Below are 15,089 nucleotides of genomic sequence, written 5' to 3'. Positions count from 1 at the left end.
AAGGATGCGCGACAGGGGAGCGCGTCATGCAGGCATAGGAGCCTTCGTCACGCTGTTGTTGGGCTGAGGGCAAGACGGATGACGGCTGTCGAGCCAAACGGTAGGAGACCAAGAGCTGAGGCGTGCCAGCCCTTCCGGTAGCATGGCCATATAAAAAAACAGCCCCGACCGAGGTCGAGGCTGTCTTCTATATGGTGCGCCCGAGAGGATTCGAACCTCTGACCACCTGGTTCGTAGCCAGGTACTCTATCCAGCTGAGCTACGGGCGCTCATCAACTTTTGGTACTGCTTTCAATATGGTGCGCCCGAGAGGATTCGAACCTCTGACCACCTGGTTCGTAGCCAGGTACTCTATCCAGCTGAGCTACGGGCGCCCTGATTTAAAGCGATAAAAAAAGCTTACTCAACAGTAAGCCTTTTTCAGGTGTACCGGCTTGCTGATTGCCAGTACATGACTCATCGTGAGTCTAATATGGTGCGCCCGAGAGGATTCGAACCTCTGACCACCTGGTTCGTAGCCAGGTACTCTATCCAGCTGAGCTACGGGCGCAAATGGCGGAGAAGGGGGGATTCGAACCCCCGATGCGGGTATAAGCCGCATACTCCCTTAGCAGGGGAGCGCCTTCAGCCTCTCGGCCACCTCTCCGTTTGCGGGGCTGATAATACTTCACAGGGATTTTTAGTCAAACACTTTTTTGGAGAAAAAAGCGCGTTCGCTCAGCATTTGGCCAAAGCGTGGAATATTCAAGCAATATCGGCACTTATCCCGCTCTTTTGCTCCCTGCGACGCGATTTTCAGCACCCCAGAAAAACAAAAGGCGACACATGAGGTGTCGCCTTGTCACAGCCATTAACGCCGCTTAGAAGCCGGATTGGCCCGGAACTTTCTCGGCCTGGATGCGCTGGTAGATCTCTTCGCGGTGTACGGAGACCTCTTTCGGTGCGTTCACACCGATACGAACCTGATTGCCTTTTACGCCCAGTACGGTGACAGTCACTTCGTCACCAATCATCAGGGTTTCCCCTACACGACGAGTCAAAATAAGCATTCGCTTGCTCCTGTATCCTGTTTTGTATTTATATCGATATGCGACATTATCTTACAAAGATACCGATATGGTAAATGGTTGAAACTAAATCAATCAGGGATTGTTTCCCAAGGGCTGCTCATGAGGCTCCTGATCCAGCCCAAAAGCGGAGTGCAAGGCACGCACTGCCAGCTCCAGGTACTTCTCGTCAATCACCACGGATATCTTGATTTCAGAGGTGGAAATCAACTGCATGTTGATCCCCTCCTCGCCCAATACCTTGAACATGGTGCGGGCGACGCCAGGATGGTTCCACATCCCGACTCCGACGATGGAAACCTTGGCGATCTCACCGTTGCCCTGCACGCAGGCGGCCCCCAGCTCGCTGGCGGTCTCCTCCAGCAGGGCGCGCGCCCGGCGATAGTCATCGCGATTCACCGTGAAGGTGAAGTCGGCGGTCCCATCGCCCAGCGTGTTCTGCACTATCATGTCGACATCAATGTTGGCGTCGCTGATCGGATTCAGGATCTGCGCGGCCACGGTGGGCCTGTCCGGCACACCCAGAATGGTCAGGCTCGCCTCGTTGCGATTGAACGCTATCCCGGATACCAGGGGAGCTTCCATCCTCTCACCTCCATATGTGATTAAGGTTCCCTCTCCATCGACAAAGCTCGACAGCACCCGCAGCGGTACGCGGTACTTGCCCGCGAACTCCACCGAACGGATCTGCAGCACCTTGGCGCCGAGACTGGCCATCTCCAGCATCTCCTCGAAGGTGATGGTATCGAGACGGCGCGCCTTGGGCTCGATGCGCGGATCCGTGGTATAGACCCCATCCACATCGGTAAAGATCTGGCATTCATCGGCCTTGATGGCCGCCGCCACGGCAACCGCCGTGGTGTCAGAGCCACCGCGGCCCAGCGTCGTGATGGCGTTATGCTCGTCACGGCCCTGGAAGCCGGCGATCACCACCACCTTGCCCGCGCCCAGTTCAGCCTGAACCTGCTCGGTGTCGATGTGGGTGATGCGCGCCTTGCCATAGGCGGAATCGGTATGAATGCGAACCTGATCGCCGGTCATTGAGACCGCAGGACAACCGCGTTTGTTCAACGCGATCGCCAGCAGCGCTATGGTGACCTGTTCACCGGTGGAGACCAGCACATCCATCTCGCGCCGGTTGGCATCAGGATCCAGCTGCTGGGCCATGCCCAGCAACCGGTTGGTTTCGCCCGACATGGCGGAGACCACCACCACCACGTCATGTCCCTGGGCGCGGGTCTGCCCGACCCGCTCAGCTACCGCCTCGATCCGCTCCAGCGTGCCGACCGAGGTGCCGCCGTACTTCTGTACATAGAGTGCCACAGATCACCTCGCCCGATTACAGGCGCTCTTCCAGCCAGGAGTGTACGGATTGCAGGGCTGCCGGCACTGCCTCGGGCTGGGTACCACCCGCCTGGGCCATGTCGGGACGACCGCCGCCCTTGCCACCGACCTGCTGGGCGACCAGATTGACCAGTTCACCGGCCTTGACCTTGCCGGTCAGGTCGTTGGTGACGCCCGCGATCAGGTTGACCTTGCCCTCGCCACTGGTGGCCAGCAGCACGACACCGGACTTCATCTGGTTCTTCAGTTCGTCCAGCATGCCGCGCAGGGATTTCGGATCGGCCCCTTCCAGCGCTGCAACCAGCACCTTCTGACCCTTGATCTCGATCACCTGACCCAGCAGGTCGTTACCGGCCTGAGCGGCCAGCTTGGCCTTGAGCTGCTCCAGCTCGCGCTCCATCATCTTGGCCTTGTCCAGTACCTGACGTACCTTGTCGGCGATGCAGAACTGGTCACCTTTCACCAGTGCGGCAGCTTCTTCGATCTGCTCGCCGACCTGATGCATGAAGTCGATGGCGGCCTTGCCGGTCACCGCTTCGATACGGCGCACACCGGCGGCGATGCCGCTCTCGGCGATGATCTTGAAGAAGCCGATGTCACCGGTACGCTTGGCGTGGGTACCGCCGCACAGCTCAGTGGAGTAGTCGCCCATGCGCACTACGCGCACGTCGTCTTCGTATTTCTCACCAAACAGCGCCATGGCACCGACCGACTTGGCGGCTTCCAGATCCATCAGCTGGGTGGTGATTTCGTGGTTGGCGCGGATCTGGTTGTTGACCAGCTCCTCGACCCGGCGAATGGTCGCCATGGTCATCCCCTCGAAGTGGGAGAAGTCAAAGCGCATGCGCTCGGCACCCACCAGAGAGCCTTTCTGGGTCACGTGCTCACCCAGCGCCTGACGCAGGGCAGCGTGCAGCAGGTGGGTCACGGAGTGGTTCAGAGCAATGGCCTGACGACGCTCGCCATCGACCACGGCTTCGACCTCAGCCCCTTTCTCCAGGGTGCCCAGCTCCATGTAACCCTTGTGGATGATCGCCTTGCCCGCTTTGACGGTATCGGTCACGGCAAAGATGCCGTCATCCACTTTCAGGGTGCCGCTGTCGCCGATCTGGCCGCCGGACTCAGCGTAGAAGGGGGTCTGCTCCAGCACAATGACCGCTTCGTCACCGGCGATAAGACCGCTCACCTCGTCCACGCCCTTGTAGATGCCGACCACACGGGTGCGTTCGGTCAGGGTCTTGTAACCGGTGAAGGGGGTCTCGAAGTCGAGCTTGAGCATCTCGTTGTAGTTCACGCCGAAGCTGGAAGCCTCTTTGGCGCGAGCACGCTGCTTCTCCATCTCGGCCTTGAAGCCCTCTTCGTCGATGCCGATCTCGCGCTCGCGCACCACGTCGGCAGTCAGGTCGGCCGGGAAGCCGTAAGTGTCATACAGCTTGAACACCACTTCGCCCGGAATGACCTTGGCATCGCCGAGATTGGCCAGCACGTCTTCCAGCAACAGCAGGCCTCTGTCCAGAGTGCGGACAAACTGCTCTTCCTCGATGCGCAGCACGCGCTCGACCAGCGGCAGCTGGGCGATCAGCTCGGCGGCGACATTCTTCATCTGTGCCGCCAGCTCGGCAGCCAGTTTGTAGAAGAACACCTCGGTGGCACCCAGCTTGCGACCGTGACGCACGGCGCGGCGGATGATGCGACGCAGCACGTAGCCGCGACCTTCGTTGGACGGCATCACGCCATCTGCCACCAGGAAGGCGCAGGAGCGGATGTGGTCCGCGATGACGCGCAGGGACTGGTTGCTCAGATCGGTGGTGCCGACGATCTCGGCTGCTTTCTTGATCAGCGCCTGGAAGATGTCGATTTCGTAGTTGGAGTGCACACCCTGCATGATGGCGGAGATACGCTCCAGACCCATGCCGGTATCCACGGACGGACGCGGCAGCGGTTCCATGGTGCCGTCAGCCTGACGGTTGAACTGCATGAACACCACGTTCCAGATCTCGATGAAACGGTCACCATCCTCTTCCGGTGAGCCGGGACGGCCACCCCAGATGTGATCGCCGTGGTCGTAGAAGATCTCAGTGCAGGGACCGCACGGACCGGTATCGCCCATGGCCCAGAAGTTGTCGGAAGCGTACGGAGCGCCTTTGTTGTCACCGATGCGCACGATGCGATCAGCCGGCACACCGACCTCTTTTTCCCAGATGTCGAAAGCTTCATCGTCAGTCGCGTAGACGGTCACCAGCAGGCGCTCTTTCGGCAGTTGCAGCACCTCGGTCAGGAAACCCCATGCAAACTTGATGGCATCCTGCTTGAAGTAGTCGCCGAAGCTGAAGTTGCCCAGCATTTCGAAGAAGGTGTGGTGACGAGCGGTATAGCCGACGTTTTCCAGATCGTTGTGCTTACCACCGGCACGCACGCAACGCTGGGAGGTCGTCGCGCGATTGTAGGCACGCTTGTCTGCGCCAAGGAACACGTCCTTGAACTGGTTCATACCCGCGTTGGTAAACAACAGGGTCGGGTCGTTATGCGGTACCAGCGAGCTGGAGGAGACAACCTGGTGCCCCTGGGAACGGAAATACTCGAGAAACGCGGCGCGAATCTCTGACGTGGACATATACATGGAAAATCCTGCTTGATTCGAATACGGACTTTTAACCGCATTAATGTAAGTTTTCTGCGGGGTAAAGTAAAACGGACAGGGCCGCCACGGGTGAAAAAGCGCGCATAAATGGGGGCTGTGAGAAAAGGGAGACAAACCGGGGCGTTTTCAGCCATGGTTCTGGCCGATGACAGCGGAAAATCGGCCTGCCACCGAGGAGCCTTCCACCGCGTCTGCCACCAGGATGCAAGTTGTTGAATCCACAGACACCAGCGGCAAAGGGCATGCCACCATGTCCATGGTGGCGACGGGAAAGACGATACGGACAACCCGAGCAACAGGCATCATGCGAGATGCAGAACTGCGCCATGACAATCTTGGATGCTGGGTGTTTGGTATTTGGTATTTGGTATTTGGTATTTGGTGTTGGGGCTAGGCAGCAAGCGCGCCACCATCAACCCTGCAGGCCATCAACAGGCTGCGATGGCTTGCAGAAGAACAGAAACGGAGTGATTACAGCTCGCGCTCCTGCAAGGCGCTCAACGCATAGCGTCCCTGCTCCTGGGTAAAGCCGCGTCCCAGCAGGTATTTGAGCCACTTCATCCGCAGCTTGAAATCGGCAAGGTCGGCCACGTTGGCTCGCCGCGCCAAAAGATCCAAGGCCAGTTCAAACCAGTCCAGCTCCGGCTGCTCGAAGGCGGCATCAATCTGGTTGTCATCCAGCCCCTTGCGGCGCAGCTCGAAACGGATCTTGATGGGACCGTGCCCCTTGGCCGCCCCGGCTCTTACCGCCATGGCGCCATAGCGCTCGTCGTTGACCCAGTTGTAACCCCGGCAATAATCGACGACAGCCTCGATCACCTCTTCCTGATAGCCCTGCTGGCGCAGCCGTCTGGCCAGCTCGGACTCGGCGCTTTCGCGACGAGCAAGACTGCGCATGGCAAAGGCGCGGGCCGCCGCCAGTTGCTCTTCAAAAGTGAGTTCGACCGGTTTGTCAGCAGATTCATCAACCATAAATAACAAGGCCGGGTATCAACCCGGCCTTCCTTTGTTCCTTATTCGAACTCTTGTTCGCTTTCGGCATCGAACTCTTCTGCCTCAACCGGTGCAGCCTTGTCATCGACAGGTACGGCACCGGAGAGCAGCAGCTCGCGCAAACGGGCTTCCACTTCGCCAGCCATCGCCTTGTTCTCGGCGAACAACTTCATGACGTTGGCCTTGCCCTGACCAATCTTCTCACCGTTGTAGCTGTACCAGGCTCCAGCCTTGTCGATCAGCTTGTGCTTGACGCCCAGATCCACCAGCTCTCCCTCTTTGGAGATGCCGGCGCCATAGAAAATCTGGAACTCGGCCTGCTTGAAGGGCGGGGCCACCTTGTTCTTGACCACTTTGACGCGGGTCTCGTTACCGACCACTTCGTCGCCTTCCTTGATGGCGCCGATGCGACGGATATCCAGACGGACGGAGGCGTAGAACTTGAGGGCGTTACCACCCGTGGTGGTCTCCGGGCTGCCGAACATGACGCCAATCTTCATCCGGATCTGGTTGATGAAGATGCACAGGCAGTTGGCGTTCTTGATGTTTGCGGTCAGTTTGCGCAGCGCCTGGGACATCAGACGGGCCTGCAGGCCGACGTGGGAATCACCCATCTCGCCTTCGATTTCCGCTTTCGGGGTCAGGGCTGCCACGGAGTCGACGATGATGACGTCAACGGCGTTGGAGCGCACCAGCATGTCGCAGATTTCCAGCGCCTGTTCACCGGTATCCGGCTGGGAGATCAGCAGGTCGTCGACGTTGACGCCCAGCTTGGCGGCATAGATGGGATCCAGCGCGTGCTCCGCATCGACGAAGGCGCAGGTCTTGCCCTTCTTCTGCGCTTCGGCGATCACCTGCAGGGTCAGCGTGGTTTTACCGGAAGATTCCGGGCCATAGATCTCGACGATACGACCGCACGGCAGGCCACCGATGCCCAGCGCCACGTCCAGGGAGAGGGAGCCGGTGGAGATGGCTTCGATATCCATGGTCTTGCTGTCGCCCAGACGCATGATGGAGCCTTTGCCAAACTGCTTTTCGATTTGACCCAGCGCAGCCGCCAGTGCCTTCTGTTTGTTCTGATCCATGCCAATCTCCGCTGGAAATCGTGAGTAAAAATGAAGTTGGGCTAAGTATACTGTCTATTCATACAGTATCAAGCCCAATTTATCTGAGCAGGGCCAACAGACCCGACAAGGCCTGTCTCACCGCCTGCTGGCGCACCTGCCGGCGATCCCCGTCGAAACGGGCCAGCAGGGAGTGATGACGGCCGGATCGATCAGCCCAGGCGAACCAGACGGTGCCGACCGGCTTGCCCGGTGTCGCGCCGCCAGGGCCGGCGATGCCGCTGATGGCGACACTGATGGCGGCAGAGGAGTGTGCCAGCGCACCACGGGCCATCTCCAGCACCACGGCTTCGCTCACCGCGCCGTGTTGCTCAAGGCTCTCGCCGCTCACCCCCAGCATCTGCTGCTTGGCTTCGTTGGTGTAGGTGACAAAACCGCGGTCGAACCAGCCTGAGCTGCCCGCGATGTCGGTGATGGCCGTCGCCACCCCGCCACCGGTGCAGGATTCGGCGGTCGCCGCCAGCCAACCGCGCTGACCGAGGGCCCGACCCAGCTCGATGGCAAGGTGCTCTATCTCTGCATCCAGTTTCATCACGGCTCCTGCTGATTCGTTGAAGAGGCACATTATGCGATCCCGTCACTGCCGCCCGCAACCGCCGGGCAGACCCCCACCGACATCGATGTGCAGCACCAAGACCCGCTCAGCCAGAGACAACCCCGGAACCCGACCTCCCCCGCCGCCCTGCTTATGTGTAGAATGGCACCATCAAGTTCAAGGCTCATCACCGCAGACACTGGCCCGCAGAGGCCCCTTCTGGAATCGCACATGACCGCACAACACCTAGCTACCGGCACCGCGCCTGGCGCCAATCTCAGCGCCCACACGCCCATGATGCATAGGTGTTATAAGATTGATTAACAAGTTGTTTTTATCAGTTCATTTTAAATCCTACACTTAAACCTATACTTATTTTCTTGACCCTTTCCCAAGACCCACTCACTCTCAACAAAATTCCTTCCTTTAAAACCGCAATACCTTCTCACCACTTAACTGCCTCTCAATCTGAGACCTTTATCCGGTGGTAAATCCTCGTGTCTAGCCGTGTATCCATGCTGATGGGCCTGATAAACCGCGAGAAGCGTTGGTCGAGGTATCTAGCTACTTCTACTCGGTGTCACGTGCGCTTAAGCATACTGAAGAGGGAGAGCTATTCTAGCGATGAAAAACCAACGAAAAGCGCTGAAAATGCATCTATAAGTTATTAAAATCAGTCACCCAGCCTTGATTTAACCCGCCTATTACAAAATTAACAATTACCCTTGAAATTCTGTGCGCTAATCAGCCATGATAGTGACACTTCAACATGTCAAGGAATACGTGATGTCATCTGCTGCAATCAAAATTGAAGAGTCAACTCCGTCGACAATTCGCCATAGCCTGACTAAAGGGCAGAGCACAAACCCTGCAATCCAACGTTTGCGTTTGCGCGTATTGACTGAGTCAGACGCGAGCCAAGTCATCACCAGTTACGATCGCATGCACCACCGGCACAACCGTTCGTGAGTCATCGGCATGGACGCTGCTAAGTTCTCGTCGTTTTTGGTAAAAGTGGCATCAAGGTGCAACCTCGATTGTGATTATTGCTATGTCTACCACCACGCTGACCAGAGTTGGCGCTCCATGCCAAAACTCCTCTCCGCAGAACATCGTGAGGCGTTTGCCCGACGACTCGCGGAGTATGTGAACCAAGGTGGACTGAAGCGCTGCGCAGTGATTCTGCATGGTGGTGAGCCGTTACTGGCTGGAGCCCAAACACTCGCTGACTTTGCAAGTCTGCTTCGCGAAACTTGCAGCATTCCAGTGGATGTCAGTCTACAAACCAACGGACTGCTATTAACTGACGAAGCTTTGGTAATTCTTGCTAAAGCTGATATTGGGGTTTCGCTTAGCCTCGATGGCCCCAAGTCTGCTAACGACAAGCATCGTTTGACACGGAAGGGAAACTCCAGTTTCAAGCAAACGGAGCTCGCTCTTAAGCGCCTTCAGCAGTATCCATCGATCTTCGCTGGCGTCATTGCTGTGGTAGACCCCTCGACCAGTGCAACTGAACTGTTCGAATATTTCGATCACTTCAAAATTCCACGTCTGGATTTCCTGCTGCCGGACGCCCATTGGCTTCGCCCTCCACCAGGACGCAACCAAAATCAAGGACTGTATGAGGAATGGTTGGTCAACGCATTTGATGTCTGGTTTGATCAATACGCTCATATACCATTGAGAACATTCGAAGCGTTGCTGGACGTTTGTGCCGGGTTGCCTTCCAGCACTGATGCTTTTGGCTTTGGCGATGTGAGTTTGTTGTCTATCGAGACTGATGGAAGCTACCACGACCTAGACGTATTGAAGGTCACACAAGATGGAGCGACCAGGCTTAAGGGCACCGTTGCAGACACCCCCATTGCTCAAGTAGCTCTTTCGCCCGCCATTGCACAACATCGGCGCTATCTGCGTCGGGAAGGGCTGTCTGAAACTTGCCAATCGTGTGACATCGTAGAAATCTGTGGCGGTGGCTCACTGCCTCACCGCTTTGGTGAAAATGGCTTCATTAATCCTACTGTGTACTGTCACGAAATGAAGCGCTTGGTCACCCATATCAACAGTCGTCTCAAAGAACACCTTTCTTCTGATATGCAAAAAGAGGTGCTAGCACCTCTCCCTGATGTGTTCGACCTGACCAATTTCGAGCTAGCAGAAACGTCGGCCCCTCAACTAAGCTGGCTTTGCGCCAGCGCAAAGGAAGACGCGATTCAGCGGCTGAGAGAGTCATTGGGTTTCTTTCCTGATGATAAGCGAGCTGCCAAGCTCAGTTCTATGGATGAAGCAGTTTTCGAGCAAGTTGCTCTCCATCCTGGTGCTATCGCCTGGTCAAATGCTGTATTGGCCAACAAGCGTGGACATGTCTTGCTGACTGTGGATGGTCAAGTCATTACGGCGACTCCAGACTATTTGGACATGCTGCTCGAACATGCGCCCCCGCAAATGGGTAACATCCAACTTGATGTGGGCCGTAATGACGCCTGGCTGAGGGCTCCCTTCGGTGGGGCTATCATCTTTGAAGATGATGAACTTGCAGATGTTGGACGCCCTCTCATTGAGTGCGCCATGGCTATTGTCAGGACCTGGCGCCCAGCTCTAGCAATGGAAATATTGGCCGCATGCCGTGCAATTCAGTTCATTCGTGATCCCTCGGCAGATCCACGCAAAATCGTATCATTCAGTGATAATTCCGTCCCTGGAGCGCTTTACGTATCAATTTCACAAGGTGACGGGTTGATCGATCCTTACGATCTGGCGGACTCACTGATTCATGAACACCGTCATCAAAAACTCTACCTGCTAGAGAGGCATGCACCAACTGTAGAGAGCACATCTGTCCAAGTCGTTTCTCCTTGGCGTGAAGACTTGCGTCCACCTTCGGGCTTACTCCACGCAGTGTTTGTGTTTGTCGAACTCAGGCGCTTTTGGTTGTACGTACGTGATCATGGACCTACTAGCCACAAGTCACGAGCGGTGCACCAGATTGCAGATACCGATCTGCACCTAAAACAGGCGTTTGCCACGTTGAAAGAATGTCCATTGACAGAAATTGGATTGAGCCTCGTTGAGGTTTTGAGACGTGCCACCAAGGAAGGGGGAGACCCTAATGAGCTCGAGCATCACCATTCCGCTATCCCGTTTATCACTTGACCCGCAGCAACGGCACGCACAACTGCGGGATTACTTCTGTGATAAAGACGCGGTAGCTGCCCAAATTGGTGACCAATGGGCTTTGGTACTGGGATGGTCAGATGACCCGCACCGTTACGTCGATCCTCAGCTTGATAAGGGATTGGCTTGGTGGGGCAGTCACCTTCGGTACCAAGATATGGCTCTGGCTCGCAAGCGTAGGGGCCGACTGTTGTTATCATTAAACGATACTTGGACGTTGGAAAGTTGGAGCGAGTGGTTGGCTAGCAACCCTCAACACCCGCACATTACTGTACTACACGTAGATGATCACAAAGATTTGGGTGCCCCTCGAATTTTCAAACGTGCTGATGGCTGGTTTGATCCCATCACAGGACAAACCTTTAGCCTCCAACATCCCAGCTCTGTAACAAACGCGATCAAGAGTGGTGCATTGGGAATGGGAAGTTTCTTGACACCTTTTCTCCACTACGCCCCAGATACTGATGTTCGTCACCTTTGCCAAGGGCCAAAATGTGTCGGAACTGTCGATTCAACCATCAAGCTGGAGTTCTTGCCAGATACCTTGCTGAATCCCGATGAACGTCGGCCTGGGATTTCTCTCATTCCTGATGACAAAAATGTGGGGCTCGGGCGCTATCGGTTCACCAATGATCTCGAGGCTTGGCTTGAAGGGCTTAGTAGTGCAGCTGGAAAGGATACAGCTATCCTGCTTCACATTGACATGGACTACTTCTGCAATAGATACGATGGTGACAGCGACTCTATAGAACATCCAGGCCCATTGGACTGTTCCTTGCCTGAGGTGTTGACTCGAGTCGACGAACTAACCCAGTCCTTGCACAGGCACCACATAGTGGATCGCCTCGCTAACATCGTAATTGCCTTTTCTCCAGGATTTTTCCCAGCTGAATTTTGGGCTAAGAGTTGCGATCGCCTCCTTGCCGGCTTAGGAGAGTCACTATGACTCGATCATTGAATAAGTCGAAACCAAAAGCAGCCAAACAGAAGACTCCCAACCCCCCGATTGTAAAAGCCAAATCGAAGCTGGGCCCCGTAACAACTGATGCAGTTGAACTAATACGGACCCCTGGCTCACGTGAACGTGGGGGAGGACCTGGGGGTGAAGCATGGATTATTTTGGCCAATGGCAAGCGGGCAGGAACTGCTTATATAAATATGGTTGATGACCCGATCCGAGGCCACCACCCATCTTTTCACGTATTCCTGAATCGACCTAGTCAGGGGCGACAAATCGGTCGTATTGCGTATCAGTATTGTTGTGAACTCAGCCGGTATGATGTCGTCTATGCGCACATGCGTAAGTCTAATACCGCATCGCGTAAGGCTGCTGAACATGCCGGATTTGTTGATACAACGGCACCTGAAGATTCTCAACTGGTACTAGTTTGGCATAGGCAGGCTCTTGTTCTTGATAAGATCGGGGAGCTGTCTGCTGCTACCGATATCCCTAGACGGTGAAAATGAAGGATCACTGTCGTCGCATGAAGGCTCTTACTATCTAGCTGTCCTCTCAACGAATCCAATACCCAATACAGAAAGGCACCAAATGAGCTCCATTAGGTTGAAGTTTGACGAAAAAAATCAGAACGTGATTATCTGGAATGGGCTGGTAGTCATGTCGCGTACTGAGGAGGCCTACTTCCAGGCCATATTTCAACGGCTCGCCTATCTTAAACCCGACGCTGTATTGGAAATTGGTTATGGGCTTGGAATTTCAGCAGCTCTCATCCAGAAACATCTGAAACCTACACGGCATGATATTTTCGAGATAGAGCAGGCCATATACCAAGATCTGGTACGTTTTGCAGAGGTTCATCCTTCGGTGCATCCTTACTGCGGAGATTGGAAGCAGTCTGCTGTCAATCTGCGGTATGATTTCATCTTTTTTGATCCGTTTGATTACATGCCAAGCGGACAGGATGTTGGGGAAGATCGTGCACATAATGCCGAGCGAATGAGGCGCCTTATGAATCCTGGCGGGATTCTATGTCACCCACACTTTGGCGACGGTGACGTGCCTAACTTGCCTGGATTTACGACAGTTATCATCGAGCGTCTCAAGGTTTCACCTATCAGAATGGCCGATGAAACATCCTGCGATGACGTTGCTATTGTTTATCATCAGCCAGTCAATTAGTGCCCCAACTCTGGTAGCTATACTTTGCCACATGGCTGTTCGATTTTTGAACACACTATAAGACAGCTAGTTTTGCGAGTGCGGTCATAAAGCACGTCCTCGCTGAATATCCCCACACAAACAGACCCCCAAGACCAGAATGTTCAGGAATACGGACAGTGCAAGAATTCGGGCGTCTTTCGGCGCTACCTTATGTGTCTGAACAATAGTCCAGTAGGCGAGTTTCGGCGTACTTTGTCCTCAGCCGATATCTCCTTGAATTTGGTCTTAATGTCCTTCAGGTTTGGGAGACCAACAACCCCGAGAGCACCAGAGATTGCGCCCAAGGTTGGGTTGGCTGTCAATGCAGCGGCTACTGCCACGGCGCCAGTCGCTACACATGTGCCCACGTCAATGCCGTAAAGCTTGAGTTTCTTCTGTCGTGCCTCTATCAGCGCTTGCTGGTGCTTACGGAATGCCGAGTCTAGATTGTCCACGACTTGATCGGCTGTACGGAAATAGTTGTCGGGATTAATACCGACTAGATTCGATACGCCATGCCCGAGTAATTCACGTAATTCTTCAGCCAACCCACGCCTGCGAATCTCAAGCACTGTCTCGGGGGGGACATTGCCAAGCCATTCGAGATTGTTGTGTGCCTCAGATACCAATGCACGCACCACATGCATGCTATGGCGACTGGTCATATCATCCTCTCGGGGTCCGCCCTGATATTCCAGCAGCCACGTATAGTGCAACCAAGAGGTCTCTGCGTTGATAAAAGGCGATCCACCAAAGTGGTTAGCTGCATTCTGTGCACCCATTGCTTGCGGCATTCTCCCAATGCTTGTAGTAAAGACGTGGAAGCCCGCATGCGGCTCATTAGGATCCATTCCTAACAGGTGTGAATTCTCCTTTATCGACATTGAAAGTTGTTGAACAGGGTCATGTCCCCACTCTGTGTCGAAGATCAGACGGTCAGGGCGCTTCAACTCCTTCATAACCTCTCCAACAGTCCTCAAATGGAGGCAGAATTCCTGAAGTTCATCGATGTTTTCAAAGGCCCGATCGAAGAGGTACTTGGCGTGAGCACATATCGCAGGGGTCGCACGAAGGATCAACTTGTTACGATCTTCATCGTCTGTGTCGTCAGGATTAGGGACGATCATCGCAATCGGAGGGTCAACATCGGCGAGAGCGATGTCTCTGTATGTCATCGCTGTGAGGACATGCTTTATGATCGTCTTGACCACTTCCTTGGAGGGAGCAGTCTTCTGGAGCATGCCTAACCGGGTAATGGGACAGGGCAGGATGATCGTGTCGATATACAGCCCTGCGGTTGAAACTGCATTCTCCCAATGGGCAGGGAAAATATCCCCGGCGAACACAGCCTTTAGTTGTCGACTATCTTGAAGGTGATAGCCAGCAGCCTCGCCGACTATAGACCAGAACTCCCGAACCGCATCTACCATCTCTGGCAACACTTTGGAAATGTCCTGCATCATGTCATCATGCCTCGAGAAGGCTTCGGCCACCTCGAATGGCGCCGATTGAGACTCAACCATCTGATCATACAACCAGCCGAACTCTCGAAAAAGGAAGGCAAAATACTCTTCTTGTATTCGGGCCAAGCTCATCGACTTCTTGGTATCTTCGCGCTGCTTCATTGCGACCAATGCCAAAGTTGATGCGCGAATACGTCCGTCGAGGGAAGTGGGGTCTACCTTGCCATCGGGCCTAAGCCGAATGGCTTCGTAACTACGACGAAATCCATCAGCCAGCTCTTGGTTGGCGAAATGCATCTTGCCAGCTTCTAATCGTTCCTTCAGGAGAAAGACACGGTCGGTCAGGTCTTGGATTTCATCTTCGGTGTAGGTTCTAGATGACATAGATCGTCCTGATTACTTAGCGATAGAGGGTGCAAAGGGCAATAAGGAGTAATTCGGCAACATGCTATCAAGCTTATACAAATGAGCCTTGCAGGGCTATGGGATGAATCACATCAAGCCATTGTCTCCAAAAAGCGAGATTAATCTTGTCAGTTGGTATTTGTGATGAACTCAATAGTTGGGAAATAGCATACGTTGTAATC

General features: G+C 54.8%; 12 protein-coding genes and 4 tRNA genes. 5 read left to right on the top strand and 11 right to left on the bottom strand.

Annotated elements, in window-relative coordinates:
* Positions 1 to 192: 192 nt before the first annotated feature.
* The 10 genes from ACB032_RS10785 to pncC all read right to left on the bottom strand — a co-directional run bounded on the left by ACB032_RS10785 (position 193) and on the right by pncC (position 7,701).
* Positions 193 to 269, bottom strand: a tRNA-Arg gene (locus ACB032_RS10785).
* A 28-nt stretch (positions 270 to 297) separates the two neighbouring features.
* Positions 298 to 374 (bottom strand) — tRNA-Arg (locus ACB032_RS10780).
* A gap of 99 nt (positions 375 to 473) precedes the next feature.
* Positions 474 to 550 (bottom strand) — tRNA-Arg (locus ACB032_RS10775).
* A 3-nt stretch (positions 551 to 553) separates the two neighbouring features.
* Positions 554 to 646 (bottom strand) — tRNA-Ser (locus ACB032_RS10770).
* Between the two features lie 214 nt (positions 647 to 860).
* Complete coding sequence (csrA, locus tag ACB032_RS10765) at positions 861 to 1,049, bottom strand: carbon storage regulator CsrA (protein WP_005305164.1); 189 nt, start codon at positions 1,047 to 1,049, stop codon at positions 861 to 863.
* Positions 1,050 to 1,142: 93 nt separating this feature from the next.
* Complete coding sequence (locus ACB032_RS10760; RefSeq protein ID WP_371137913.1) at positions 1,143 to 2,390, bottom strand: aspartate kinase; 1,248 nt, start codon at positions 2,388 to 2,390, stop codon at positions 1,143 to 1,145.
* A 16-nt stretch (positions 2,391 to 2,406) separates the two neighbouring features.
* Complete coding sequence (gene alaS, locus ACB032_RS10755) at positions 2,407 to 5,031, bottom strand: alanine--tRNA ligase (protein ID WP_371137912.1); 2,625 nt, start codon at positions 5,029 to 5,031, stop codon at positions 2,407 to 2,409.
* 492 nt (positions 5,032 to 5,523) lie between these two features.
* On the bottom strand, positions 5,524 to 6,024 hold the full coding sequence (locus ACB032_RS10750; protein WP_029304798.1) for a regulatory protein RecX: 501 nt from the start codon (positions 6,022 to 6,024) through the stop codon (positions 5,524 to 5,526).
* Between the two features lie 41 nt (positions 6,025 to 6,065).
* Positions 6,066 to 7,130: a recombinase RecA gene (recA, locus tag ACB032_RS10745; RefSeq protein WP_011707431.1), complete on the bottom strand. Its 1,065-nt coding sequence runs from the start codon at positions 7,128 to 7,130 to the stop codon at positions 6,066 to 6,068.
* 79 nt (positions 7,131 to 7,209) lie between these two features.
* The gene (gene pncC, locus ACB032_RS10740; protein WP_106551743.1) at positions 7,210 to 7,701 is read right to left on the bottom strand and encodes a nicotinamide-nucleotide amidase; all 492 of its coding nucleotides are present in this window, start codon (positions 7,699 to 7,701) and stop codon (positions 7,210 to 7,212) included.
* Between the two features lie 753 nt (positions 7,702 to 8,454).
* Here pncC and yhhA point away from each other — a divergent pair.
* The 5 genes from yhhA (at position 8,455) to ACB032_RS10715 (ending at position 13,018) form a co-directional block, all read left to right on the top strand.
* Positions 8,455 to 8,673 carry a YhhA family cyclophane-containing RiPP gene (yhhA, locus tag ACB032_RS10735; protein ID WP_371137911.1) on the top strand — a complete coding sequence of 73 codons (219 nt, stop codon included), beginning with the start codon at positions 8,455 to 8,457 and terminating at the stop codon, positions 8,671 to 8,673.
* A 9-nt stretch (positions 8,674 to 8,682) separates the two neighbouring features.
* The gene (gene yhhB, locus ACB032_RS10730) at positions 8,683 to 10,857 is read left to right on the top strand and encodes a cyclophane-forming radical SAM/SPASM peptide maturase YhhB (protein WP_213393658.1); all 2,175 of its coding nucleotides are present in this window, start codon (positions 8,683 to 8,685) and stop codon (positions 10,855 to 10,857) included.
* Entirely contained in the window at positions 10,814 to 11,824 is a 1,011-nt protein-coding gene (locus ACB032_RS10725) for a hypothetical protein (protein ID WP_213393659.1), read from the top strand. The genes yhhB and ACB032_RS10725 overlap by 44 nt, the downstream gene beginning before the upstream one ends.
* Positions 11,821 to 12,339 carry a GNAT family N-acetyltransferase gene (locus ACB032_RS10720; protein ID WP_213393660.1) on the top strand — a complete coding sequence of 173 codons (519 nt, stop codon included), beginning with the start codon at positions 11,821 to 11,823 and terminating at the stop codon, positions 12,337 to 12,339. The genes ACB032_RS10725 and ACB032_RS10720 overlap by 4 nt, the downstream gene beginning before the upstream one ends.
* Positions 12,340 to 12,442: 103 nt before the next feature.
* Complete coding sequence (locus tag ACB032_RS10715) at positions 12,443 to 13,018, top strand: class I SAM-dependent methyltransferase (protein ID WP_213393661.1); 576 nt, start codon at positions 12,443 to 12,445, stop codon at positions 13,016 to 13,018.
* Between the two features lie 185 nt (positions 13,019 to 13,203).
* Here the strand turns inward: ACB032_RS10715 and ACB032_RS10710 are convergent, their stop codons facing one another.
* On the bottom strand, positions 13,204 to 14,886 hold the full coding sequence (locus ACB032_RS10710; protein ID WP_371137910.1) for a hypothetical protein: 1,683 nt from the start codon (positions 14,884 to 14,886) through the stop codon (positions 13,204 to 13,206).
* Positions 14,887 to 15,089: the final 203 nt, after the last annotated feature.

The sequence above is a fragment of the Aeromonas sp. S5(2024) genome, from assembly GCF_041403025.1.
Classification (GTDB): domain Bacteria; phylum Pseudomonadota; class Gammaproteobacteria; order Enterobacterales; family Aeromonadaceae; genus Aeromonas; species Aeromonas hydrophila.
This window is presented reverse-complemented; position numbering and strand designations above follow the sequence as displayed.

Bases quoted from the DNA above. Each gene is read 5' to 3' on its own strand.
- ACB032_RS10725 (WP_213393659.1), top strand. From the start codon at position 10,814: ATGAGCTCGAGCATCACCATTCCGCTATCCCGTTTATCACTTGACCCG.
- ACB032_RS10750 (WP_029304798.1), bottom strand. From the start codon at position 6,024: ATGGTTGATGAATCTGCTGACAAACCGGTCGAACTCACTTTTGAAGAG.
- yhhB (WP_213393658.1), top strand. From the start codon at position 8,683: ATGGACGCTGCTAAGTTCTCGTCGTTTTTGGTAAAAGTGGCATCAAGG.
- ACB032_RS10720 (WP_213393660.1), top strand. From the start codon at position 11,821: ATGACTCGATCATTGAATAAGTCGAAACCAAAAGCAGCCAAACAGAAG.
- alaS (WP_371137912.1), bottom strand. From the start codon at position 5,031: ATGTATATGTCCACGTCAGAGATTCGCGCCGCGTTTCTCGAGTATTTC.
- recA (WP_011707431.1), bottom strand. From the start codon at position 7,130: ATGGATCAGAACAAACAGAAGGCACTGGCGGCTGCGCTGGGTCAAATC.
- csrA (WP_005305164.1), bottom strand. From the start codon at position 1,049: ATGCTTATTTTGACTCGTCGTGTAGGGGAAACCCTGATGATTGGTGAC.
- yhhA (WP_371137911.1), top strand. From the start codon at position 8,455: ATGATAGTGACACTTCAACATGTCAAGGAATACGTGATGTCATCTGCT.
- pncC (WP_106551743.1), bottom strand. From the start codon at position 7,701: ATGAAACTGGATGCAGAGATAGAGCACCTTGCCATCGAGCTGGGTCGG.
- ACB032_RS10710 (WP_371137910.1), bottom strand. From the start codon at position 14,886: ATGTCATCTAGAACCTACACCGAAGATGAAATCCAAGACCTGACCGAC.